21 protein-coding genes are annotated in these 23,742 nt (G+C 65.1%); 15 read left to right on the top strand and 6 right to left on the bottom strand.

The annotated features are described in order from the left end of the window. Window positions 1–34 precede the first annotated feature (34 nt). Window positions 35–1,042 (top strand): amidohydrolase family protein, encoded by a 1,008-nt coding sequence (locus APH33_RS04750; protein ID WP_054884045.1) that lies wholly within the window; start codon window positions 35–37, stop codon window positions 1,040–1,042. A 145-nt stretch (window positions 1,043–1,187) separates the two neighbouring features. On the opposite strand, the gene fabB is transcribed toward APH33_RS04750, so the two are convergent. The 5 genes from fabB to APH33_RS04725 all read right to left on the bottom strand — a co-directional run bounded on the left by fabB (window position 1,188) and on the right by APH33_RS04725 (window position 8,110). Continuing rightward, a complete protein-coding gene (gene fabB, locus APH33_RS04745; RefSeq protein ID WP_054884044.1) occupies window positions 1,188–2,405 on the bottom strand; it encodes a beta-ketoacyl-ACP synthase I in 1,218 nt (405 codons plus the stop codon). Between the two features lie 11 nt (window positions 2,406–2,416). Then, window positions 2,417–2,932 (bottom strand): 3-hydroxyacyl-[acyl-carrier-protein] dehydratase FabA, encoded by a 516-nt coding sequence (gene fabA, locus APH33_RS04740; RefSeq protein ID WP_054884043.1) that lies wholly within the window; start codon window positions 2,930–2,932, stop codon window positions 2,417–2,419. A gap of 200 nt (window positions 2,933–3,132) precedes the next feature. Next, window positions 3,133–5,076: an ATP-binding protein gene (locus tag APH33_RS04735; protein ID WP_054884042.1), complete on the bottom strand. Its 1,944-nt coding sequence runs from the start codon at window positions 5,074–5,076 to the stop codon at window positions 3,133–3,135. Beyond that, a complete protein-coding gene (locus APH33_RS04730; RefSeq protein WP_054884041.1) occupies window positions 5,073–5,963 on the bottom strand; it encodes a hypothetical protein in 891 nt (296 codons plus the stop codon). Before APH33_RS04730 ends, APH33_RS04735 begins: the two co-directional genes overlap by 4 nt. Next, the gene (locus APH33_RS04725; protein ID WP_177332351.1) at window positions 5,963–8,110 is read right to left on the bottom strand and encodes a TonB-dependent siderophore receptor; all 2,148 of its coding nucleotides are present in this window, start codon (window positions 8,108–8,110) and stop codon (window positions 5,963–5,965) included. The genes APH33_RS04730 and APH33_RS04725 overlap by 1 nt, the downstream gene beginning before the upstream one ends. Window positions 8,111–8,611: 501 nt before the next feature. On the opposite strand from APH33_RS04725, the gene APH33_RS04720 reads away from it, so the two are divergent. The 14 genes from APH33_RS04720 (at window position 8,612) to APH33_RS04660 (ending at window position 22,709) form a co-directional block, all read left to right on the top strand. Further along, complete coding sequence (locus APH33_RS04720; protein ID WP_054884039.1) at window positions 8,612–9,637, top strand: NAD(P)H-dependent glycerol-3-phosphate dehydrogenase; 1,026 nt, start codon at window positions 8,612–8,614, stop codon at window positions 9,635–9,637. A 15-nt stretch (window positions 9,638–9,652) separates the two neighbouring features. Next, entirely contained in the window at window positions 9,653–10,000 is a 348-nt protein-coding gene (locus APH33_RS04715; RefSeq protein WP_054884038.1) for a DUF4389 domain-containing protein, read from the top strand. After that, complete coding sequence (gene sixA / locus APH33_RS04710) at window positions 9,997–10,455, top strand: phosphohistidine phosphatase SixA (RefSeq protein WP_054884037.1); 459 nt, start codon at window positions 9,997–9,999, stop codon at window positions 10,453–10,455. Before APH33_RS04715 ends, sixA begins: the two co-directional genes overlap by 4 nt. 112 nt (window positions 10,456–10,567) lie before the next feature. Then, window positions 10,568–10,942, top strand: a complete 375-nt coding sequence (locus APH33_RS04705; protein ID WP_054884193.1) for a hypothetical protein — start codon at window positions 10,568–10,570, stop codon at window positions 10,940–10,942. 91 nt (window positions 10,943–11,033) lie between these two features. Continuing rightward, window positions 11,034–11,822, top strand: a complete 789-nt coding sequence (locus APH33_RS04700; RefSeq protein ID WP_054884036.1) for an alpha/beta fold hydrolase — start codon at window positions 11,034–11,036, stop codon at window positions 11,820–11,822. Beyond that, window positions 11,819–12,673, top strand: coding sequence for an alpha/beta hydrolase (locus APH33_RS04695; RefSeq protein ID WP_054884035.1), 855 nt, complete (start codon window positions 11,819–11,821; stop codon window positions 12,671–12,673). Before APH33_RS04700 ends, APH33_RS04695 begins: the two co-directional genes overlap by 4 nt. A gap of 109 nt (window positions 12,674–12,782) precedes the next feature. Next, entirely contained in the window at window positions 12,783–13,577 is a 795-nt protein-coding gene (locus tag APH33_RS04690) for a DUF4892 domain-containing protein (RefSeq protein WP_054884034.1), read from the top strand. A gap of 12 nt (window positions 13,578–13,589) precedes the next feature. Then, window positions 13,590–14,636, top strand: coding sequence for an AI-2E family transporter (locus tag APH33_RS04685; protein WP_054884192.1), 1,047 nt, complete (start codon window positions 13,590–13,592; stop codon window positions 14,634–14,636). Between the two features lie 216 nt (window positions 14,637–14,852). Beyond that, window positions 14,853–14,942 carry a K(+)-transporting ATPase subunit F gene (kdpF, locus tag APH33_RS26330; RefSeq protein ID WP_033696222.1) on the top strand — a complete coding sequence of 30 codons (90 nt, stop codon included), beginning with the start codon at window positions 14,853–14,855 and terminating at the stop codon, window positions 14,940–14,942. Window positions 14,943–14,951: 9 nt separating this feature from the next. Beyond that, the gene (gene kdpA, locus APH33_RS04680) at window positions 14,952–16,646 is read left to right on the top strand and encodes a potassium-transporting ATPase subunit KdpA (protein ID WP_054884033.1); all 1,695 of its coding nucleotides are present in this window, start codon (window positions 14,952–14,954) and stop codon (window positions 16,644–16,646) included. A 10-nt stretch (window positions 16,647–16,656) separates the two neighbouring features. Next, the gene (gene kdpB / locus APH33_RS04675) at window positions 16,657–18,711 is read left to right on the top strand and encodes a potassium-transporting ATPase subunit KdpB (protein WP_054884032.1); all 2,055 of its coding nucleotides are present in this window, start codon (window positions 16,657–16,659) and stop codon (window positions 18,709–18,711) included. A 10-nt stretch (window positions 18,712–18,721) separates the two neighbouring features. After that, entirely contained in the window at window positions 18,722–19,267 is a 546-nt protein-coding gene (gene kdpC / locus APH33_RS04670; RefSeq protein WP_054884031.1) for a potassium-transporting ATPase subunit KdpC, read from the top strand. Between the two features lie 95 nt (window positions 19,268–19,362). After that, on the top strand, window positions 19,363–22,017 hold the full coding sequence (locus tag APH33_RS04665) for a sensor histidine kinase KdpD (protein ID WP_054884030.1): 2,655 nt from the start codon (window positions 19,363–19,365) through the stop codon (window positions 22,015–22,017). Then, on the top strand, window positions 22,014–22,709 hold the full coding sequence (locus APH33_RS04660) for a response regulator (RefSeq protein WP_054884029.1): 696 nt from the start codon (window positions 22,014–22,016) through the stop codon (window positions 22,707–22,709). Before APH33_RS04665 ends, APH33_RS04660 begins: the two co-directional genes overlap by 4 nt. Window positions 22,710–22,816: 107 nt before the next feature. On the opposite strand, the gene APH33_RS04655 is transcribed toward APH33_RS04660, so the two are convergent. After that, a complete protein-coding gene (locus APH33_RS04655) occupies window positions 22,817–23,722 on the bottom strand; it encodes a LysR family transcriptional regulator (RefSeq protein ID WP_054884028.1) in 906 nt (301 codons plus the stop codon). Window positions 23,723–23,742 lie beyond the last annotated feature (20 nt).

Genomic DNA, 23,742 nt, shown 5'->3' with positions numbered 1-23,742 from the left:
CTACCCTGCTGATGCCCGGATAAGGAGGTTGCCCATGATTGCCAGAGCGCTGGCCTGCATGCTGTTGTCAGGCTGGCTGTGCCAGGCGGCCCAGGCCCGTGAATATCGCTACAGCGATGCCCATCTGCACTATGTGGACTTCTTCCAGGAGACCGAGGGCATGTCGGCGCTGATCAAGGCCATGGATGATGCCGGTGTCGAGCATTCGATGATATCCGGCATTCCGGTGGCCAAGAAATGGCACGAAGATGAGCCAAAGCGACCACGCTATTACGCGGGCGACGACGCCGATGCTTATTGGTACAGCGCGACCGATACCTATGTGGCTGCGGCGCTGGAAAAACTACCGGTCGAACAGCGAAAGCGTTTCCATCCGTTTCTGACCGGTTTCAACCCGGTGGACAAGAATGCCGTCAGCCATATCGAGCGCATGCTCGAACTGAACCCGGGGTTGTGGCAGGGGATCGGTGAGGTGTTCACCCGGCATGACGACCTGACCGCGCTGACCAGTGGCGATACACCGCGCGCCAACAATGAAGCGATGACCCGTATCTATCACCTGGCGGCCGAACGCGATATGCCGGTGTTGCTGCATTCGAACATCACCTCCAAGCGCGAGCGCAATCCGCTGTACCTGGCCGAACTCGAAGAGCCCTTGCGTAATCATCCGCATACCCGCTTCATCTGGGCGCATGCGGGTAGCAGTGCGGAGATCCATCGGCATCAGACCCGGATGGACTTTCTCTTGCCTGTGTTGACGCGATTGCTGGCGGACTATGCGAATTTGTATGTGGACTTGTCGTGGAGTGTGCTGGAACCCTATCTGCTGGACGAGCAGGGCGTACCGCGCCAGGAGTGGGTGGCGCTGGTCGAGCGCTATCCGGACCGGTTCATGCTGGGGTCGGATGTGGTGGGGCGGTTTGGCAGCCTTGGCGAGCAGATGCATGGCTTCAGGCCGTTCCTGGATGCGTTGCCTGAAGACGTGGCCAGCAAGGTGGCTCGGGATAACTTCCTGGCGGTATTGCCCAAGGGGAAGCAGTAGTTGCCTGTACGGCCCTCATCGCGGGTGAACCCGCTCCCACAGGGGGCGCGCAAGCCTTGGCAGCTGCGAAATTGCTGCCCGCGTAGACTACTCAAATGAAAACGCCCCGAACCAGTCGGGGCGTTTAACGTGTTGCAGCAGCGTCTTACTTGCCTTCCCAGCGCTTGAGCACCAGGGTGGCGTTGGTGCCACCGAAGCCGAAGCTGTTGCTCATCACGGTGGTGAGCTTGGCGTCTTCGGTCTTGCGCACGATCGGCAGGTCCGCGACTTCAGGGTCCAGCTCGTCGATGTTGGCGGAGCCGGCGATGAAGTTGTTTTCCATCATCAGCAGGCAGTAGATCGCCTCGTGTACACCTGCGGCACCCAGCGAGTGGCCCGACAGGCTCTTGGTCGAGCTGATCTTCGGCGCCTTGTCGCCGAACACTTCACGAACACCCTTCATTTCTGCCACGTCACCGACCGGGGTCGAGGTGCCGTGGGTGTTCAGGTAGTCGATCGGGGTGTCGACGGTGGACAGCGCCTGCTGCATGCAGCGGATGGCGCCTTCGCCGCTTGGTGCAACCATGTCGTAGCCGTCGGAAGTGGCGCCATAGCCGACGATTTCCGCGTAGATCTTGGCGCCACGGGCCAGGGCGTGCTCCAGTTCCTCGACCACTACCATGCCGCCGCCGCCAGCGATGACGAAGCCGTCACGGTCGGCGTCGTAGGCGCGCGATGCCAGTTCCGGGGTTTCGTTGCGCTTGGTCGACAGGGCGCCCATGGCATCGAACAGGAACGACTGGCTCCAGTGCTCTTCTTCACCGCCGCCGGCGAAGACGATGTCCTGCTTGCCCCACTGGATCTGCTCCAGGGCGGTGCCGATGCAGTGTGCGGAAGTGGCACAGGCCGACGAGATCGAGTAGTTGATACCCTTGATCTTGAACGGGGTCGCCAGGCACGCCGAAACGGTGCTGCCCATGGTCCGGGTGACGCGATACGGACCGACACGCTTGACGCCTTTTTCGCGCAGGGTATCCAGCGCTTCCATCTGGTTCAGGGTCGAGGCGCCGCCCGAGCCGGCTACCAGGCCGGTACGCGGGTTGGAAATCTGCTCTTCGGTCAGGCCGGCGTCCTTGATCGCGTCCTGCATCGCCAGGTAGGCGTAGGCAGCGGCGTGGCCGACGAAGCGGTAGACCTTGCGGTCGATCAGTTCTTCGAGGTTGAGGTCGATGGAACCGGAAACCTGGCTACGCAGCCCCATTTCCTTGTATTCCGGGTTGTAACGGATACCCGGACGGCTGTTGCGCAGGTTTTCGGTGACGGTAGCTTTGTCATTGCCCAGGCACGATACGATGCCCAGACCAGTGATAACGACGCGGCGCATGCGAATAACCCTTAGAAATTGTCAGTGGAGGTGAACACGCCGACCCGCAGGGCCTCGGCGGTGTAGATCTCGCGGCCATCGACGCTGACCGAACCATCGGCGATGGCCATGTTCAGCTTGCCCTTCAGGACGCGCTTGATGTGGATGTTGTAGGTGACTTTCTTGGCGGCAGGCAGCACCTGGCCGAAGAACTTCACTTCGCCCGAACCCAGCGCACGGCCACGGCCCGGCAGGCCCTGCCAGCCGAGGAAGAAACCGACCAGCTGCCACATGGCGTCAAGGCCCAGGCAGCCCGGCATCACCGGGTCGCCTTCGAAGTGGCAGGCGAAGAACCACAGGTCCGGGTTGATATCCAGCTCGGCGACCAATTCACCTTTGCCGTACTTGCCGCCTTCTTCGCTGATGTGGGTGATGCGATCGACCATCAGCATGTTCGGCGCGGGCAGTTGCGCATTACCTGGGCCGAACAGCTCACCGCGACTGCAGCGCAGCAGGTCTTCCCGAGTAAAGGCGTGTTGTTTGGTCATGCGAGCTCCTCAATAACCCCCTGTGGCAGGGGATGAATCTTCCCGGCCGACCCTTCTGCTTCTGGGACGGCAGCCTACAGGTAGACTATTGCGTTGTGGTGAAAGTCACAGCGCACCTGGTGAAAGAAGTACAGGTGTGCACTGAAACGCTATTTTCAGGTCCGAACAAGGTCCTGTCCAGTACTTAAGACTGCCGCAATTTAGCATTTATCGCCAGTCGCATCGCCAGTTGCAGCTGTCCGTCCAGGCAGCCAGCGCTGCAATACCCGCTGCAACTCGGTGCGGCGGAACGGTTTGCTCAGGTAATCATTCATGCCGGCGGCCATGCAGCGCTCGCGGTCACCCTGCAGGGCATTGGCGGTCAAGGCGATGATCGGTAACTGCGCGCAAGCAGGCAACAGGCGGATACGCCGCGTCGCTTCGTAGCCATCCAGCTGCGGCAGGCGGCAATCCATCAGCACGGCGGCGAACGGCTGCTGGTTGACCAGCTCCACCGCTTGAAGCCCGTCGTGGGCCACGCTGACCTCCATCCCCAGGCTGCGCAACATGGCTTCGATGACGCTCTGATTGACCGGATTGTCCTCCACCAACAGGATGCGCTTGCCGACCTGAAGTGGCGCGCTGGCCGCCGAGTTGCCGGGCAGCGTTTCCGGCACGCTGCTGGCCAGCGGCAGCGGCATTTCCAGGGTAAAGGTCGAACCCAACCCCTCGCGGCTTTCACCGCGCAGCTTGCCGCCCATGCGTTCGGCCAGGGTGCGGGCGATCGACAGGCCCAGGCCGGTGCCGCCATAGCGCCGAGAAATCGAACTGTCGGCCTGCTGGAAGGCAACGAACATCATTTCCAGGCGTTCGCTGTCGATGCCGATGCCGGTGTCACGCACGCTGCAGGTGAACCACAGTGATTGCCGATCCAGCAACTGCCAGCGCGCTTCGACCTGGACCTGGCCGCGCTCGGTGAACTTCAAGGCGTTGCCGATCAGGTTGAGGAGGATCTGGCGGATGCGCGTAGGGTCGCCGATCACGTGTGGCTGTGCGCCGTCGGCCGGCAGTTGCAGGCGCAGTTCCAGGCCGCGCTGCTGTGCGCTGTGCTGGAACGACTGCACGCTGCTGGTGATCAGCTCACCCAGGTTGAACGCGATGTGTTCCAGTTCCAGCGCAGTGCGTTCGATCCGCGAGAAATCGAGGATGTCATTGATGACCTTCAGCAGGTGCCCGGTGGACTCGCTGGCCACGGCGGTGTAGTCGGCCTGCTCGCTGGTCAGCTGGGTGGTCTCCAGCAGTTGCAGCATTCCCAGCACGCCGTTCATGGGGGTGCGCAGTTCATGGCTCATCATTGCCAGGAACTCCGACTTGGCGCCGTTGGCCTGCTCGGCTTCCTCGCGCGCCTGGATCAGCTGGGCGATGGCCCGTTTCTGCTCGGCGCTGGCCTGCTCCAGGGCGTTGGCGAGGTTGTTGATATGGCGCGCCAGGTGGCCGAGTTCGCTGTCATCGACGACCGGCAGCGGAGCGTTGTATTCGCCCTGCTGGATGGCCTTGACCGCATGGCCCATGTCACTGATCGGCTTGGCCAGGCTCATGGCCAGGCGGCGAGCGAGGAGAAAGGTGAACAGCAGGGCGAACAGCGCGAGAATGCCGGCCTTGATCACGATTTCCTGTTGGCGCTGGCTGAAGGCATCGTCCGACATGCCGACGATCACCCGCCCCAGGTAGTCGTCACCGATGGCCGGTGTCGGCGCCTTGCCCTGTTGCAGGAAGTCGCTGTCCAGGCGGATTTGCTGGAGGCGGATCGGTGCCTGGAACACTTCCACCTGCTGCGCCCGGTTGTTGCTCTCGTCCTGCTGCTCGACGTACACCAGGATGTGGTTACGGCTGTCCTGCACCTCGAGGAAGCGCACGTGCGGGATGCTCAGGGTGGCGCGCATCAGGCCTTCGAGGACTTCATTGTTACCGGAGATGACGCCGTATTCGGATGCCGGGGCCAGTTGGTTGGCAATCAGCTGCCCGGTGTGGTTCAGCTCCTGGCGCAGATCCTGGATCCTCACGAAGGTGAAAAAACTGATCAACAGCAGGGTCAGCAGCAGTGCCGGGCCTAGGCTGATGATCTGGGTGCGGGTGTGGATATCCCAGCTGAGGCGTTTGCTCATGGGGTGGGTTCTCCTTCGGCCAGGGCCTTGGCAGTGGCGTTCGGATCGATCGGTTCAAGGCCCAGGGCACGCGCTACCTGCTGGTTGCCGCTGACCCCATAGCGTGCCGGATACAGGCTGCGTGGCCAACGTGCTGGCGGCTGGTCGAGCAACTGGTCGAGCACGGCCAGCCAGTCGTCCTGGTCGCTGTAGGTACTGGCCAGGGCGCCGGCGCGAACGAAGCCGGCGTTCGGGCCGATCAGTGCCATCTGCCGGCCGTAGCTGCTGAGCAACAGGTTCTTCGCGGTCTTGGAGTTGTACAGGTCGGGGTCATCGAGGCCTAACAGTACGTCGCTGTTGGCCAGCAGATGTTGCAAGGGCCGGCTGTCGCGCTGGTCTGGCCAGTCCTGGGCGACGATCTCAAGGCCCAGTGGGCGCGCCGCCTGGCGTAGCTCGTCAAGCAGGAAGTGGCTGTGCTCACCGTACAGTACGCCGATGCGCTGGGCCTGTGGCAACAGGTAGCGGGCCAGGCGCAGTTGCCGCGCCAGCGGCGGGTCGCTCCACAGCAGGGTCAGGTAAGCAGGGCGCGACTTTCCCAGGCGTTGTTCAGCCTGTACCCGGCTGATACGCATGGCCAGCGCAGGCGGCCCGCTGCTTTCGCTCAGGCGCCAGTCCAGCGCGCTGGCGTCGAGCAGCACCAGGCGCACGTCAGCCTTGAGCTGAGCGGGGCGGGGCAACGCGGCGGTGCTCTGGAAACGCACCTGGTCGTGGCCGCGGCGGCCTTGCAAGGCTTCGACGAAGCTGCGCACGCCGGGCTGCTCTTCGCTGCCGACCAGCAGGATTTCGCTGGCGGACAGCGTACCCAGTGGCCACAGGCAGAACAGCAGCAGGCGCAGCAGCCGGGCCATCAGAACTCCAGCTCCGCGCTGACGCTCAGGCGGTGGCGGCTGTCATAACGGTTCTGTTCCACCGTGGTGGGCTGGTCGTCAAGGCGTTGCTGCCACAGTGCGGCCAGCTCCAGGGTGCTGCCCTGGATGCGGAAGCGCTTGGCCACGCGCAGGTCGATGCGTTCATAGCGATACTGGTTGAGGGCGTCGTCGCCGTAATAGAACAGTGCGCTTGACCAACCCTCGCCCCATTCGCGCATCCACCCGGCCGAGCCACTGTTGCGTGCGCTGAGGCGACGGTCGGCAGGGTTGCTGGCCCAGGCATCGACATAGGCATAGGTCAGGCGCAGGCGGTCACGCGGAGCCAGGCGCCAGTCAAGTTGCGCCTCGCTACCGCTGAAGCGGGCCTTGTTGGCATTGCTGGCGATGTACTGGTTGTTCTTCAGGGGTTCGCTGATCATTCCGGTGATCTCGTCGTAGAACAGCTTCACATCCATGTTCAGGTCGAAGTCGCTGAAGTAGCCGTTATAGCCCAGCTCGCGCGAGCGCATGCGTTCCTGTTCGAGGTCTCCCGGGCCGCGGGTCTTGACGAAGTATTCGGCGTTGCGCTGGCCGAAAGCGGCCGGGCTGAGGTTCTTGACCGTGTAGCTCCAGTTGACGTTGTTCTCGAACATGTCTGGCGAACGCACGGCTTCGGAGTACACCGCACGCAGGCCGTGGCGCGGGGTGATCAGGTAGTTGACCGCCATGCGCGGAGTCAGCGAGCTGCCGGACAGTTGCGAGTTCTCGAACATCGCGCCGCCCTGAACAATCCAGTGCTCGTCGGCGCGCCATTCCAACTGGCCGAACAGGCGCCAGGTCTGGTCGTCGATACTGCCGTTGAAGTAGGTCTGCGAATCGGCGCGATCATAGCGGTAGTTCATGCCGCTCAGCAGGCGCAGGCTGTCGGTCAGGCTGAGCGTGTCCTGGACTTCCAGGTCGTACCGGGTCTCACGGGTGCTCTGGTCGACATCGCCGCAGACCACATTCTTGCCGCCCTGGTTGTTCCACTGGTCCTTGATCGCATCGACCAGCGCCTGTTCTTCGGGGTTGCTGCTGCTTGGTGGGTTGTTCGCCCCGCGGGCGACCTTTTCGGCGAAGTCGGGGTTCATCTGCCACAAGCGGGTCAGCTCGGGGCTGAACGACAGCGCCGCGTCGCAGGCGCGCCAGACCTGCTGGCGGTCGAATTGTTGGGCAGAGCCCTGCACATACAGGCTGTGCTCGGGGTTGAAGTCGATGTTCCAGCGTACCGAGCCGGCATAGTCCTTGGCGTTGACGTCGGCGTTGTTGCCGGTCTGGGTGACGTAGGGAAAGACTGGCTGATAGGTGTACGGCCGCTGGTTGCTGCCTTCCTTGGCTGCCAGTTGCCACTCCAGGGTCTGGTCTGGCGCAAGAACGTGGCTGACACTGAGGTTGAAGCGGTTCAGGCGGCGGCTGTCGCGGTAATCCTGGCCGAACTGGTTCTCGTCGAAGCCATCGTCCTGCTGGCCGGACACGGACAGGCGCAGGTCGCCGCCGTCCCAGCCGAAACCATGGCTGAGGTAATAGTCGTTGATGCCATCCTGGCCGCGGGTCAGTTTCATCCGCGTGCCGTGGCTGTCGGCCGGGTTGCGGGTAAGGATGTTCACCACCGCCATCAATGCGTTGGCGCCGTAGCTGACGGTGTTGGGGCCGCGGAACACCTCGATGCGCTCGATGTCCTCGATGGCGACCGGGATGTCGCTCCAGTCCACCGTGGCCAGGCCGGCCCGGTACACCGAGCGGCCGTCGATCAGTACCTGCATGCGTCGCGCATCGTTGACGTTGCTGCCGTGGTAATTGACGGTCGGCTGGTTGCCGGCGCCATAGCCGACCATCATGCCCGGCACCAGGCGCAGCAGTTCGGGAATATCGCGGGCGCCGCTGGCGCGGATCAGCTCGTTGTCGAGCACGGTCATGCTGCCCGGTACCGCAGCAGGGGATTGTTTCAGCCGCGTGGCGGTCAGAACCTGCGGCAGGTCGGTGTTGTCGATGAACAAGTCATCGGCCATGGCCGAGCCGCCGAGCAAGGCAGTCAGCAACAGCAGGCGAGGGTAAGGGGGCGGGCCGGGGAACACAGGACTGCCTTGTCTCAGGATTGAAACAGGCATGGTAACTGACCGGGAGGGTTTTGCCAGTGGGCTGCGAGGATATACCGGCTTGGGATGGTGTTTGCGGTGGGGGGGCATGACTTGAGGGTTTTAGCGCTTGTAGGAGTGCATGCCTTGAGGGTTCCTGCGCCTGTGAGATCGAGCGCCGCCCGCGCGGCGCATCGCGGGCAAGCCCGCTCCCACATCTGTTTCGGGCCAATCTCTCCTGTGAGGCCAACAGGGACCGCCCTGTTCGTTCCTCTCGATATGGTGGGGGGCACTACTGCTTTTCATTGATCTATTGTCATGCACCAAGGCGGATCCTGTTGGCGGGACAGGAGTAACTGGCCCGAAACAGATGTGGGAGCGGGCTTGCCCGCGATGCGCCGCGCGGGCGGCGCTCGATCTCACAGGCGCTGAAAGACTCAAGGCAGGCACCTCTCGACCCACCACTGGTTCTGTAGCAGGCGACCCGTATAATGTTCAGGTCGCCACTAACTTAATGGCTTTAACGGATTGATTATGACTGAACAGCAACCTGTTGCAGTTCTGGGAGGCGGCAGCTTCGGCACCGCCGTGGCGAACCTGTTGGCCGAAAATGGCGTGCCGGTGCGCCAATGGATGCGCGACCCCGAGCAGGCCGAGGCGATGCGGGTCAACCGCGAGAACCCGCGCTACCTCAAGGGTATCCGCCTGCAGGACGGTGTCGAACCGGTCAACGACCTGCTGGCCACCTTGCAAACCAGCGACCTGATCTTCGTCGCGCTGCCGTCGAGTGCCCTGCGCAGTGTGCTGGCGCCCCATGCCGAGCTGCTGCGCGGCAAATACCTGGTCAGCCTGACCAAAGGCATCGAGGCGCAGAGCTTCAAGCTGATGAGCCAGATCCTCGAGGAAATCGCCCCCGAGGCCCGCATCGGCGTGCTTTCCGGCCCCAACCTGGCCCGCGAGATCGCCGAACACGCCCTGACCGCAACCGTGGTCGCCAGTGAAGACGAGCAGTTGTGCCAGCAGGTGCAGGCCGTGTTGCATGGGCGCACCTTCAGGGTCTACGCCAGCAGTGATCGCTTCGGTGTCGAGCTGGGTGGTGCGCTGAAGAACGTCTACGCGATCATCGCTGGCATGGCCGTGGCCTTGGGGATGGGTGAAAACACCAAGAGCATGCTCATCACCCGCGCCCTGGCCGAGATGACCCGCTTCGCCGTGAGCCAGGGCGCCAACCCCATGACTTTCCTTGGCCTGGCCGGTGTCGGTGACCTGATCGTCACCTGCTCCTCGCCCAAGAGCCGCAACTACCAGGTCGGTCACGCCCTGGGCCAGGGCCTTAGCCTGGAGCAGGCCGTCAGCCGCCTGGGCGAGGTGGCCGAAGGGGTCAATACGCTCAAGGTGCTCAAGGCCAAGGCCCAGGAGGTGCAGGTCTACATGCCGCTGGTGGCCGGCCTGCACGCCATCCTCTTCGAGGGGCGCACGCTGAACCAGGTGATCGAGCACCTGATGCGCGCCGAACCAAAGACCGACGTCGATTTCATTTCCATCAGTGGTTTCAATTAAGCCAAGGAGCAGCACATGAACGATACCCCCGAACGCGCCCAGCGCGAGTCGATCATCCTGCGGGTGCTGTGGATGCTGGTGTTCCTGGTGGTTTGGCAACTGGCCGAGCTGCTGCTCGGCGGCCTGGTACTGGTGCAGCTGATCTACCGCCTGGTCTATGGCGCACCGAGCGCCAGCCTGATGAACTTCGGTGACAGCCTTAGCCAGTACCTGGCGCAGATCGGCCGCTTCGGGACCTTCCACACTGACCAGAAGCCTTGGCCGTTCGCCGATTGGCCGACTGCACGTGCCCCGGAAGGCGAGGCGCCCCACGTCGTGGCCCCGGCGCCGCACCCGGTGCGTGACGAGGAGCCCAAGCTGTGAAGCTGTGGGTGCTGCGCCACGGTGAGGCCGAGCCACGCGCCAATACCGATGCCGAGCGGCGCCTGACCGGCCATGGCCGCGAGCAGGTACTGCACAGTGCAGCCCGGCTGCTTGGCCAACCGTTGCAGGCGATCATTGCCAGCCCATATGTCAGGGCACAACAGACAGCGGCCTTGGTGCATGACACCCTGGGCTTCGCTGAAGCCGTGCGCACCGTGCCGTGGCTGACACCTGACAGCGAGGTGCGGCTGGTGATCGGCGAGATCGAGCGCCTGGGCCTGGAGCATGTGTTGCTGGTCAGCCACCAGCCATTGGTAGGTTCGCTGGTGGGCATGCTCGAGCATGGCCACCTGCAGCAGCCGGCGCCCATGAGCACTGCCAGCCTGGCGGAACTGGAAGGCGACTGGCCGCTGGCAGGGCTGATGACATTGCTCGCCCTCAATTGCCCTGAGTGAGCGAAAGCAACTGGCATTTTTGCCAGTTGCCAGCCATGTGCCGCCGGCGGATGCTTGGCACCAGATTGTTGAACAGGTGACAGGGCAGGGAGCGCGTTGGATGAGTGGTTTGATGCACGAGCTTCTGCGCTCTCTGGATCTGCAACCCACGATTGAAGCCGTACAGCGTGGCAAACCACTCGATTTCGCCCGGCACGCCGTGTTGCGCGAGGCCGCCGACGCCAAGCTCCGGAACCTGCGGGGCAAAATCCGTAGCCAGACAGTGCCCCCTGCTCAAGACAACCTGGTACTCGAACAGGATCTGCTTGAACTGCAACAGTCGTGCATGCGCATGTCCCAGTTGCTGCAAACCAGCTGCCTGGCCTTGCGCCGGCTGCAACTGGATGTCCATGACCAACGCCTGGCCCGTGAGGCGTTGGAAAGCCAGATCGCCTACATGCAAGCCTGTCTGCGCCGCTCGCTGGCGAGTTTCGACGAGTCGGCATGACCTGATTGCCCTTGGCGATGACATATACAGACGTTGCCGAGAACCGGTGCGATGCCGACAATGGGCCATCATCCCGTCCGGACCAGGCGCCATGTCGCAGCAGATCTTCTTCGCCCATGCCAACGGTTTTCCCTCGGCCACCTACGGCAAGCTGTTCGCCGCCCTGGCGCCGGATTATCAGGTCAGTCACCTGGCCCAACATGCCCATGACCCGCGATTTCCGGTCAACGACAACTGGCAGAACCTGGTTGACGAACTGCTGCACCACCTGGCGCAGCAGGCGGCGCCGGTGTGGGGTGTCGGCCATTCGCTGGGCGGCGTGCTGCACCTGCACGCCGCCTTGCGCCGGCCTGAACTGTACCGCGGCGTGGTGATGCTCGACTCGCCGGTATTGACCCGAGCTGACCAGTGGCTGCTGCGTACCGCCAAGCGCTTTGGCTTCATCGACCGCATCACCCCCGCTGGCCGGACCCTCGGGCGGCGTGAAGCCTTCACCGACCGTGACAGTGCACGTGACTACTTCGCCAGCAAATCGCTGTTCCGTCACTTCGACCCCGATTGCCTGGAGGCCTACCTCGAGCATGGCCTGCAGCCGGCCGAGCAGGGCTTGCGCCTGCGCTTCGACCCGGCCACCGAGATCAGCATCTACCGCAGCATCCCGCACGCCAGCCCGGCGCCTGCGCGCCAGTTGCAGGTACCCTTGGCGATGGTGCGCGGCGAACGCAGCAATGTCATCCGCCGGCACCATGCACTGGCGGTGCGCGGCATGGCTCGGGGCGAATACCACAGTGTGCCGGGCGGGCATATGTTCCCGCTGGAACGGCCGACCGACACGGCCAGCCTGATCAAGGGCCTGTTCGACCGCTGGAGCCAGGCATGAGCGCGCAGGTCGAGGAAATCCGCCTGAGCCTGGGCCATATCGAGCTGGCTGCGCACCTGTTTGGCCCGGCCGATGGGCTGCCGGTGATCGCTCTGCACGGCTGGCTGGACAACGCCAACAGCTTCTCCCGCCTGGCCCCGCAGTTGAAGGGGCTGCGCATCGTTGCCCTCGACCTGGCCGGGCACGGCTATTCCGAGCACCGCCCGTTGGGCGCGGGTTACGCCTTGGCCGATTACGCGCACGATGTGTTGCGGGTGGCCGAACAGCTGGGCTGGCAACGGTTTGCCCTGCTCGGGCATTCGTTGGGCGCGATCATCTCGGTGCAGCTGGCCGGTGCCTTGCCCGATCGGGTCAGCCACCTGGCATTGATCGACGGTGTCATTCCCCCGACCGGCGCCGAGCAGGATGCCGCCGAGCGCCTGGGCATGGCCCTGCAGGCCCAGCTGCGCCTCGATGGCAAGCGCAAGTCGGTTTACCCGACCCTGGAGGAGGGCGTGCAGGCGCGTATGAAAGGCATGGTTGCGGTCAGCCGCGATGCTGCCGAGCGGCTGGCCCAGCGCGGCCTGATGCCAGTGCCCGGTGGTTACAGCTGGCGCAGCGACAGTCGCCTGACCTTGCCATCGCCCGTGCGCCTGAGCCAGGCCCAGGCCATGGCCTACGTGCGACGGGTGAGCTGCCCGGCGAGCCTGGTGGTGGCGGCCGACGGCATGCTGGTGCGCCACACCGAACTGCTGGAGCAGCTACCCTTTGAGCAGACTGTGTTGCCCGGTGGGCATCACCTGCACCTGAACGACGAACAGGGCGCGGCCCTTGTCGCAGACTGTTTCAATCGCTTCTTTGGCTTTACTTGACTTGCACCGGACAAGTGTCGAGGCTTGGCGGGTTGAACAGGGAGACAACCATGCAACTGCCAGACATCCTGGAGCTTCAACCCGGCGCGCTGCGCCCTCTGGTTCGCCGATGAGCGCGCCCGTTTCCATCCGTGCCGCCGTTGCCGCCTGCCTTGCACTGGCCAGCCCCTTGCTGTGGGCCGGCAGCCTGCCTGTACCCGTGGACGCCAAGGTGGTCGACCAGCGCCCGGCCGTGGAGCAGGAGCGCGTCTACCCCATGGGCCCGCTGCGCAAGATCAGTGGCCGCCTGCGCGTCGAAGACAAGATCGAAAGCCGTGGCCAGGTCAGCTCGGTCACCTATGAACTGCCGGTCGAGCGTAGCGCCCGCGAAGCCTTCACCAGCGCCCGTGAAGCGCTGCAGCACGATGGCGGTTATCCGTTGTTCTGGTGCCAGGGCCGCGATTGCGGCGAAGGCAGCCTGTGGGCCAACGACGTGTTCGCCAATGCGCGGCTGAACGGCGGCGACGAACAGCAGGCGTTCATCCTGCTGCGTCGCTCTGCCGAAGAGGCCGACACCCTGGTGGCGCTGTACAGCGTCACCCGTGGCAACCGCCGTGCCTACCTGCATGTGGAAGAATTCGTCGCCAGCAGCCCGCTGGGCGAGATACTGCCCACGGCCGCCACGGTGCTGCGTGAAATGCGCGACACCGGCAAGCTTGACTACCCAGACCTGGCCGCGCCACAGGCAGGCTGGGTGACCTTGCTGGCGCGCAGCCTGAACCTCGACAGCACCTTGCGGGCAAGCCTGAGTGGCGCCCAGGCCGAGGCGTGGCGCGAGCAACTGGTCAAGGCTGGCGTGCGAGATGGCCGGCTCGAACTCGGCAACGCAGCCACCGACGGCCTGCACCTGGAACTGATCCGTTGAGTGAGCGCCGCCATGGCCAACAATGACCGCCTGCTGATCCAGATTTTGCTGCTGACCCTGCTGGGCGCTGCCCTGTGGGTCATGGCGCCGTTCATATCCGCGTTGCTGTGGGGCGCCATCCTGGCCTTCGCCAGCTGGCCCCTGATGCGCTTGTTGACGCGTGTGCTGGGCGGGCGTGAAACCCTGGCCGCCAGCCTGTTGACCACGGCCTGGATCCTGATCGTGGCCTTGCCGCTGGTGTGGCTGGGCTTCAACCTGGCCGACCACATCCGCGACGCCACCGCTTTTGTGCGTGACGTGCAGGTCGATGGCCTGCCCGATGCACCTGACTGGCTCGGAGGTATTCCCTTGGTCGGCGAACGCCTGGCCAATTGGTGGCAATCCCTCGATCAACAGGGCGCGGCCTTGCTGGCGTCAGTCAAGCCGTATCTGGGGCAGGTCGGCAACTGGTTGCTGGCTCGCAGTGCGCAGATCGGCAGCGGTGTGCTGGAGCTGACCCTGAGCCTGGTATTCGTGTTCTTCTTCTACCGCGACGGGCCACGCCTGTCGGCCTTCGTGCTGCGGCTGCTGAACCGGCTGGTGGGCGAGCGGGCCGATTACTACCTGGAACTGGTGGCAGGTACTGTGCAACGGGTGGTCAACGGCGTGATCGGCACGGCGGCGGCCCAAGCCCTGCTGGCACTGATCGGCTTCCTGATCGCCGGGGTACCCGGGGCGATCGTGCTGGGGCTGGTAACCTTCATGCTCAGCCTGATCCCGATGGGGCCACCGCTGGCCTGGATCCCGGCGACCGGCTGGCTGGTGTGGAAGGGCGAGTACGGCATGGCCGTGTTCCTGGGGATCTGGGGCACCTTTGTCATCAGCGGCGTGGACAACGTGCTCAAACCGTACCTCATCAGCCGCGGCGGCAACTTGCCGCTGGTGATCGTGTTGCTCGGCGTATTCGGCGGGTTGATCGCCTTTGGCTTCATCGGCCTGTTCATCGGGCCGACCCTGCTGGCGGTCGGCTACAGCCTGCTGCTGGACTGGAGCCGTAACTCGGCGCAAGCCCCGCAATAACCTGTACGGGCCTCTTCGCAGGCATGCCCCCACCAGGGTTACGCGAACCCTGTGGGAGCGGGCTAGCCCGCGAAGAGGCCGGCACAGAAAACCCTGTACTTTGATTTTTACGCATTCTTTATTGCCATCCCCACCCCCCGATCTCGCCCCTTTACACCCCTCCCTCGGACAATTCCCTCAAAGCGGCCCAGGCCGCACCACGGGGGAGTCTCACTCATGTACATGCTCGACGGGTTGTCACTGCTGCTGGCAGTGGCCTTGGCGGTTTACCTGCTGGTAGCGCTGCTGCGCGCCGATCGCAGCTAGGGAGTGGCCATGCACAGTTACGATTACCTTTTGCTGTTGGCCTTCTTCGCCATCGTGCTGTTGCCGGCACCCTGGCTCGGGCGCTTTTATTACAAGGTCATGGAAGGGCAGCGCACCTGGCTGACCCCCGTGCTTGGGCCTGTGGAGCGTGGCTGTTACCGCCTGGCCGGCGTGCGCGCCGATCAAGAGCAGAACTGGAAGCAGTACACCCTGGCCCTGCTGGCCTTCAACCTGGCAGGTTTCCTGCTGCTTTTCAGCGTGCTCCTGCTGCAGGGCTACCTGCCACTCAACCCGCAGCACCTGCCCGGCCAGGAATGGTCGCTGGCATTCAACACGGCGGCGAGCTTCGTCACCAACACCAACTGGCAGGCCTACAGCGGTGAGGCTTCGGTCAGCTACCTGAGCCAGATGCTCGGCCTGACCGTGCAGAACTTCGTCAGTGCCGCCACTGGCCTGGCCGTGCTGGTTGCGCTGTGCCGGGGCATCGCCCGGCGCTCCGCCACCCACCTGGGCAACTTCTGGGTCGACATGACCCGCGCCACTCTCTACGGCCTGCTGCCGCTGTGCCTGCTGCTGGCGCTGCTGTTGGTGTGGCAGGGCGTGCCGCAGACCTTCGCCGACTATGCCCACGCCGTGACCCTGCAAGGCGCTGACCAGACCATCCCATTGGGCCCGGCCGCCAGCCAGATCGCCATCAAGCAGCTGGGCACCAATGGCGGTGGCTTCTTCGGCGTCAACTCGGCACACCCATTCGAAAACCCTACGGCCTGGAGCAACCTGTTCGAGGTAGCCTCGATCATCCTGATCCCGGTGGCGCTGGTGTTCACCTTCGGCCACTACGTCAAGGACCTGCGCCAGAGCCGCGCCATCATCGCCTGCATGCTTGGCCTGTTCCTGCTTGGCGGCGCCACGGCGCTGTGGTCGGAATACCAGCCGAACCCGGCGCTGGAGAGCGCCCAGGTGCAGCAGAGCGCGCCCATGGAGGGCAAGGAAAGCCGTTTCGGCACCACCGGCTCGGTGTTGTGGACGGTGACCACCACGGCGGCCTCCAATGGCTCGGTCAACGCCATGCACGACAGCCTCAACCCGCTGACCGGCATGGTCGCGATGGTCAACATGATGGTCGGTGAAGTGATCTTCGGCGGTGTCGGTGCCGGGCTCTACGGCATGCTGCTGTTCGTGCTGATCGCTGTGTTCCTGGCCGGGTTGATGATCGGCCGGACGCCAGAATACCTGGGCAAGAAACTGCAGGCGCGGGAAGTGCAACTGCTGGTGGCTACCTTGCTGGTGATGCCGGTCGGCGTGCTGGTGCTCGCCGCCATCGCCGCCAGCCTGCCAGGGCCTGCCAGCGCGGTCAGCAACCCAGGCGCCCATGGCTTCAGCCAGCTGCTTTACGCCTATACCTCGGCCACTGCCAACAACGGCTCGGCGTTCGCCGGGTTTGGTGCCAACACGGTGTTCCACAACGTGATGATCGGCCTGGCCATGCTGATCGGCCGCTTCGGCTACATCCTGCCGATCCTGGCCCTGGCCGGCAGCCTGGCGGCGAAGAAGAGCGCGCCGCAGAGCAGCAACAGTTTCCCCACCCACGGCCCGCTGTTCGCCTGCCTGTTGCTGGTGACCATCCTGCTGGTCGGTGGCCTGACCTTCCTGCCGACCCTGGCCCTCGGGCCGATCGCCGAACAACTGAGCCTGGGTTTCTGAGGAATCATCCATGAACATGCCCATTCCTGAAGTGAAAGCCTCACACAGCGCCAAGGATCAGACCCGTTTCGCGGCCCTGTGGCGCCCGGCGCTGGTGCAGGCCTTCGTCAAACTCGACCCGCGCCAGCTGAAGCGGGCACCGGTGATGTTGGTGGTCGCCCTGACCGCCATCCTCACCACCGCATTGTGTTTCGCGCCTGACAATGGTGTCAGCAGCGGCGTCGCCGCGCAGATTGCCCTGTGGCTGTGGTTCACCGTGCTGTTCGCCAACTTCGCCGAAGCCCTTGCCGAAGGCCGTGGCAAAGCCCGCGCCGACAGCCTCAAGGCGGGTAGCCAGGGGCTGACGGCACAGCGCCGCAAGCGCGATGGCAGTTTCGAAAGCGTCGCCGCCACGGCGCTGCGCAAGGACGATGTGGTGCGGGTGGTGGCTGGCGAGATGATCCCTGGCGACGGCGAGGTACTCGAAGGCATCGCGGCGGTCAACGAAGCGGCCATCACCGGCGAATCCGCACCGGTCATCCGCGAATCCGGCGGCGACCGCTCGGCCGTGACCGGCAACACCCGGCTGGTCTCGGACTGGCTGCTGATCCGCATCACCAGCAACCCTGGCGAGTCGACCCTGGACCGCATGATTGCCCTGGTCGAAGGCGCCAAACGGCAGAAGACCCCCAACGAAATCGCCCTCGACATCCTGCTGATCGGCCTGACCCTGATCTTCCTGATCGTGGTGGTGACCCTGCAGCCGTTCGCCCACTTTGCTGGAGGCAGCCTGCCGCTGATCTTCCTCGCTGCGCTGCTGGTGACGCTGATCCCCACCACCATCGGCGGCCTGCTCTCGGCCATCGGCATCGCCGGCATGGACCGCCTGGTGCGCCTGAATGTGATCGCCCGCTCCGGCCGCGCGGTCGAGGCGGCCGGCGACGTGCACACGTTGATGCTCGACAAGACCGGCACCATTACCTTCGGCAACCGCCGCTGCAGCGCCCTGCATGCGGCCCCGGGCGTGACCGCCAAGGAACTGGGGGAGGGGGCCTTGCTTGCTTCACTGGCCGACGACACGGCCGAAGGCAAGTCGATCGTCGAGTACCTGCGCCAGTTGCACGACTTCGTCGAACCGTCAGCCGGGCAGTACCAGGCCATCGCCTTCAGTGCCGAAACCCGCCTGTCGGGCATCGACTTCCAGCAGCGCCGCTACCGCAAGGGTGCCGTCGATGCCGTGTTGGCCTTCGTCGGCATGCAGCGCCTGGACTTGCCTGCCGCCCTGGCCCGTGAAGTGGAGCGCATCGCCCAGAGCGGTGGCACCCCGCTGCTGGTGTGCCTGGACAAACGCCTGCTCGGCGTGATCCACCTCAAGGACGTGGTCAAGCCGGGCATCCGCGAACGTTTCGCCGAACTGCGCAAGCTGGGCATCCGCACCGTGATGGTGACCGGTGACAACCCGCTGACCGCCGCCGCCATCGCGGCCGAGGCCGGGGTGGACGACGTGCTCGCCGAAGCCACGCCGGAGAAGAAGCTGGCACGTATCCGCCAGGAGCAGAACGATGGCCGCCTGGTGGCGATGTGCGGCGACGGCGCCAACGACGCCCCGGCGCTGGCCCAGGCCGACGTCGGCATGGCCATGAACGATGGCACCCAGGCCGCGCGCGAGGCGGCCAACATGGTCGACCTAGACAGCGACCCGACCAAGCTGCTGGACGTGGTACAGGTGGGCAAGGAACTGCTGGTGACCCGCGGTGCGCTGACCACCTTCTCCATCGCCAACGACGTAGCCAAGTACTTCGCCATCCTGCCGGCGCTGTTCGCCGCCATCTACCCGCAGCTTGGCGTGCTCAACCTGATGCACCTGGCCAGCCCGCAGAGTGCGATCCTCTCGGCGATCGTGTTCAACGCGCTGATCATCATCGCGCTCATCCCGCTGGCCCTGCGCGGCGTGCGCGTGCAGGCGGCGAGCGCGGCGCACCTGCTGCGGCGCAACCTGCTGATCTATGGGCTGGGCGGCATCCTGGTGCCGTTTGCCGGGATCAAGCTGATCGACCTGCTGCTCACCGCCCTGCACCTGGTCTGAGGAGGCCATCATGAATCGTTACGTACGCCCGGCGCTGAGCCTGATCCTGCTGATGACCGTGGTCACCGGCGCCCTTTACCCGCTGGCGGTGACCGGGGTTGCGCAACTGGCGTTCCCCGAGCAGGCCAATGGCAGCCTGGTGCGCGATGAGCACGGGCAGGTGCGGGGTTCGGCTTTGATCGCCCAGGATTTCCAGGGTGATGGCTGGTTCCATTCAAGGCCTTCGGCCGGTGCCTTTGCCACCGTCGCCAGTGGCGCGAGCAACCTGGCACCGAGCAACCCGGCGCTGGCCGAACGGGTCAAGGGCGATGCGGCGGTGCTGTACCAGGCGCAGCTGGGGCCGGTGCCGCAGGCGTTGCTGACCACCTCGGGCAGCGGTCTGGACCCGCACTTGCCACCGCAAGCCGTGGCCTACCAGATTCCTCGGGTAGCGGCAGCGCGGCAGGTGCCGGTAGAGCGCTTGCAAGCCTTGCTGGAAGAGGCCACCCTCCACCCATTGATCGGGCCACCGGTGGTCAATGTGCTGGCCCTGAACCAGGCACTGGAACATCTTTGACCGGGCCGCGCTGCGGCCCTTCGCGGGCAAGCCCGCGAAGGCCTGCAGAGCAGGCCCAGGTAATACGCAATAGCGCAGATTCTGAAGGATGAAACATGAGTGACTCCACCCGCGCAGACGCGCTGTTGGCCACCCTCCCACACAGCGGTCGCGGCCGGCTCAAGGTCTTCCTCGGCGCCGCCCCCGGCGTGGGCAAGACCTTCGCCATGCTCCAGGCCGCCCACGCCCAGCAACGCCAGGGCGTGCAAGTGTTGGCCGGGGTAGTCGAAACCCACGGCCGCAGCGAAACCGAAGCGCTGCTCGGCGGCCTGCTCCAGCAACCCCTGCTGCGCAGCGAATACCGTGGCGTCACCCTCGAGGAAATGGACCTGGACGGCCTGCTCAAGGCTGCCCCGACCTTGGCCCTGGTCGACGAACTGGCCCACACCAACGCCCCCGGCAGCCGCCACGCCAAGCGCTGGCAGGACGTGCAGGAACTGCTCGCCGCCGGTATCGACGTGTACACCACGGTCAATGTCCAGCACCTGGAAAGCCTCAATGACAAAGTCCGCGGCATTACCGGCGTACAGGTGCGTGAAACCCTGCCTGACTGGGTGCTGCAGGAAGCCTTCGAACTGGTGCTGATCGACCTGCCGCCACGCGAACTGCTCGAACGCCTGCGCGAGGGCAAGGTGTACGTGCCGGAGCAGGCACGCGCCGCCATCGACGCCTATTTCTCGCAAACCAACCTCACCGCCCTGCGCGAGCTGGCCATGCAGACCGCCGCCGCCCAGGTCGACGCCGACCTTGCCCATGGTTATCGCCTGCGCGGCGAAGCGGCGCCGGCCTTGCGTGGGCGCCTGCTGGTGGGCGTCGATGGCGATGAGCAGGCCGAGCGCCTGGTGCGCCACGCCAGCCGTGTTGCCCAGCGCCGCCACCTGCCGTGGAGCCTAGTGCACGTCGACAACGGCAGGCTGCGCGACGAAGCCGCCCGCCAGCGCCTGCAGGCGGCCCAGCAACTGGCCGAGCGCCTGGGCGGCGAGGTGGTGTTGCTGCGTGCCGGCGAAGTGGCGCGGACCTTGATTCAGCACGCCGCCGAGCGTCGCGCCAGCCTGGTGCTGGTCGGGCAATCCCGTGACCGCCTGCGCAGGCGCCTGTTCGGCGCCGGCGTCGCCACCCGACTGCTGCGGGAAAGCCACGGCCTGGAGATCAACGTGCTTGACCGCGACAGCCAGGCACGGCCGGCGCGCGCGGCGGTCAGCCGGGTTTGGGTCTGGCGCCACTACCTGCTGGCGCTGGTGGCCACGGCGCTGGCAGCCGGCCTGGCCTGGGGCGTGTCGAGCGTATTGGCGTTGCCCAACATCTCGCTGGTGTTCCTCGCCGCCGTGCTGCTGGTGGCCGTGCGCAGCAGCCTGGGGCCGGCGCTGGCCTGCGCGGCGCTGTCATTCCTGACCTATGACTTCCTGTTCATTCCGCCGAACTTCTCGTTCAGCATCCAGCGCGAGGAAGACGTGCTGACGCTAGTGTTCTTCCTGCTCATGGCAGCCCTCACCGGCAACCTCGCGGCCCGCCAGCGCAGCCAGTTGCAGGCCCTGCGCGAAACCCAGGCGCAGACCAACCAGCTGCTCGACCTGTCGCGTCGACTGACCGTGGCCACCGACCGCCAGGCGGTGTTCAACGCTGCCGGTCGCCACCTCAATGGCTGGAAGGATGTGCAGGTGTGCCTGCTGGAGCGCAACAGCGAAGGGCTGCTGCACCTGGCGAGCGGCGAAGCCCAGGCCTTGAGCGACACCGAGCGTGCCGCCGCCGAGTGGGCCTGGCAGCATGGCCAGGCCGCTGGCCACGGCAGTGATACCTTGCCCAACGGGCGCTGGTGGTGGTGGCCGCTGGCGGTTGACGATCAGCCCCTGGCGCTGCTCGGTGTGCGGCCGCGTTCCGGCGAGCCGTTGAGTGCCCAGCGTCGGCGCCTGCTGATGGCCCTCGGCCAACCCCTGGCCCAGGCCCTGGCCCGTGCCAGGCTGGCCGAACAGCTTGAAGCCGCCCGCCTGCACGGCGAAACCGAACAGCTGCGCAGTGCCTTGCTCGCCTCGGTGTCCCACGACCTGCGCACCCCGCTGACGGCCATGCGCGGCAGTATCGACAGCCTGCTGGCGCTGGGTGAGGCGATCCCCGTCGAAGATCGCCGCGAGCTGCTCGAAGGCACGCGCAACGAGGCCGAACGCCTGGACCGTTACATCCAGAACCTGCTCGACATGACCCGCCTCGGCCACGGCGGTCTCAAGCTTGCCCGCGACTGGGTGGCGCCGGCCGACATTGTCGGCAGTGCCCTCAACCGGCTGCGCGCAGTGCTGGCACCGTTGCACGTGCACACCGAGGTGCCCGGCGAGCTGCCGTTGCTGTTCGTGCACGCCGCGTTGATCGAGCAGGCGCTGATCAATGTGCTGGAAAACGCCGCACGCTTCTCGCCTGCGCAAGGCCGCCTGGAGCTGCAGGTTTCGGTGCACGACGAGCAGCTGCACTTTGCCGTCAGCGACCAAGGCCCCGGCATCCCGCTGGCCGAACGCGAAAAGATCTTCGATATGTTCTACACCGCTGCCCGCGGCGATCGCGGCGGGCAGGGCACCGGCCTGGGGCTGGCGATCTGCCAGGGCATGATCGGTGCTCACGGCGGGCAGATCCTGGTCGGTGAAGGCATCGATGGCCACGGCACCTGCATCACTCTATGCTTGCCGCTGCCCCAGCAACCAGAAGCCGAAAGCGAAACCCCATGAGCCAGTCCGCCACCCTGTTGGTCATCGACGATGAACCACAGATCCGCAAGTTCCTGCGCATCAGCCTCAGTTCCCAAGGCTACAAGGTGATCGAAGCCGCCACCGGCAGCGAAGGCCTGGCCCAGGCCGCGCTGGCCAAGCCCGACCTGGTGGTGCTCGACCTGGGCCTGCCCGACATGGACGGCCAGCAGGTGCTGCGCGAGTTGCGCGAGTGGAGCGCGGTGCCGGTGCTGGTGCTGTCGGTGCGGGCCAGTGAGGTGCAGAAGGTCGACGCGCTGGATGGCGGCGCCAATGACTACGTGACCAAGCCTTTCGGCATTCAGGAATTCCTGGCCCGGGTGCGCGCGTTGTTGCGTCAGGTGCCGCAGTCCGGTGGTAGCGAAGTGATGGCAATCTTCGGGCCGCTGGTGGTGGATTTCGCCTTTCGCAAAGTGACCCTGGAGGGAGTGGAGATCGCGCTGACGCGCAAGGAGTATGCCCTGCTGGCGCAACTGGCCGGGCATCCGGGCCGGGTGATTACCCAGCAGCAATTGCTCAAGGACATCTGGGGGCCGACCCATGTCGACGACACCCATTACCTGCGGATCGTGGTGGGGCATTTGCGGCAGAAGCTCGGCGATGACCCGACGGCGCCACGCTTTATCATTACCGAAGCGGGGGTGGGGTATCGGCTGGTGGCACCTCAGACCTGATGTGAACCCTGTGGGAGCGGGCATGCCCGCGAACACCGGCAAAGCCGGTGCCATACTCCGCGGTGCTTGCTTCGCGGGCACGCCCGTTCCCACAAGGATCGTGTGTTTCAGGCCCTGGGGGGTTCCTTTTCGAACAGCTGGCGCATGACTTCCAGATAGCGCCTTGCACCCAGGCCCAACGGCCGCGGCTTCAGCCAGATGATGTCCACCCACAGCCGCAAGCGGCTGGCCATGTTGTCAAACCGCACCTCGGCGAGTGCCCCCGAAGCAATCAACGGTTCCACCAGCGGCTGCGGCAAATACGCCCAACCCAGGCCGGACTGCACCAGATCGAGCGTTGCCAGGTAGCTGTCGGTCAACCATATCCGCCGCGACAGCACCATGCGCGGGTCCGAGCCGGTGGCCTTGCCCGAAGCCACGATGATCTGCCGCTGTTCGGCAAACGCTTCTTCAGGCAGCGGCGTGCCACTGTTGCTGCCAGCCGGATGACGCGGTGAAGCGACAGCCACCAGCAACTGGCTGCCCGCTTCGAGAAAGGACTCGCGCTCATCGATCCCCGGGCGTTCGAACACCAGCGCCAGTTGCACGCTGCCTTCATGCAGCAAGCGCACCGCTTCGGTCTGGGTCGCCGAGCGTACTTCGATCTCCAGGCTGGGAAATTCCTTCGCCAGGGTTTCCAGCGGCTGGCTCCAGCGGCCGGTCTGCAGCTCCGGGGCCATGGCGATGCTCAGGCGCTTTTCCAGCCCTTGGTGCAACTGCAGGGCCTGGGCGTCGAGCAGGTTGAGCTGGCAGATGACCTGCCTGGCTTGCGGCTCCAGCGCCAAGGCAGCACTGGTAGGCAGGGCTTTACGTGTAGCGCGGTCGAACAGGGCCAAGTCCAGCTCTGCCTCCAGTTGCGCGATGGCCATGCTCACGGCCGACGGCACCCGCCCCAGTTTGCGCGCGGCGGCAGAGAACGAACCCGCTTCCAGCACTGCGAGGAAAATTGCCAGGGAGTCGCTGCTGAAGGCCATGTCCGCAAACCTGAGGAAGA

This window comes from Pseudomonas sp. NBRC 111130 (genome assembly GCF_001320485.1).
GTDB lineage: Bacteria > Pseudomonadota > Gammaproteobacteria > Pseudomonadales > Pseudomonadaceae > Aquipseudomonas > Aquipseudomonas vlassakiae.
This window is presented reverse-complemented; position numbering and strand designations above follow the sequence as displayed.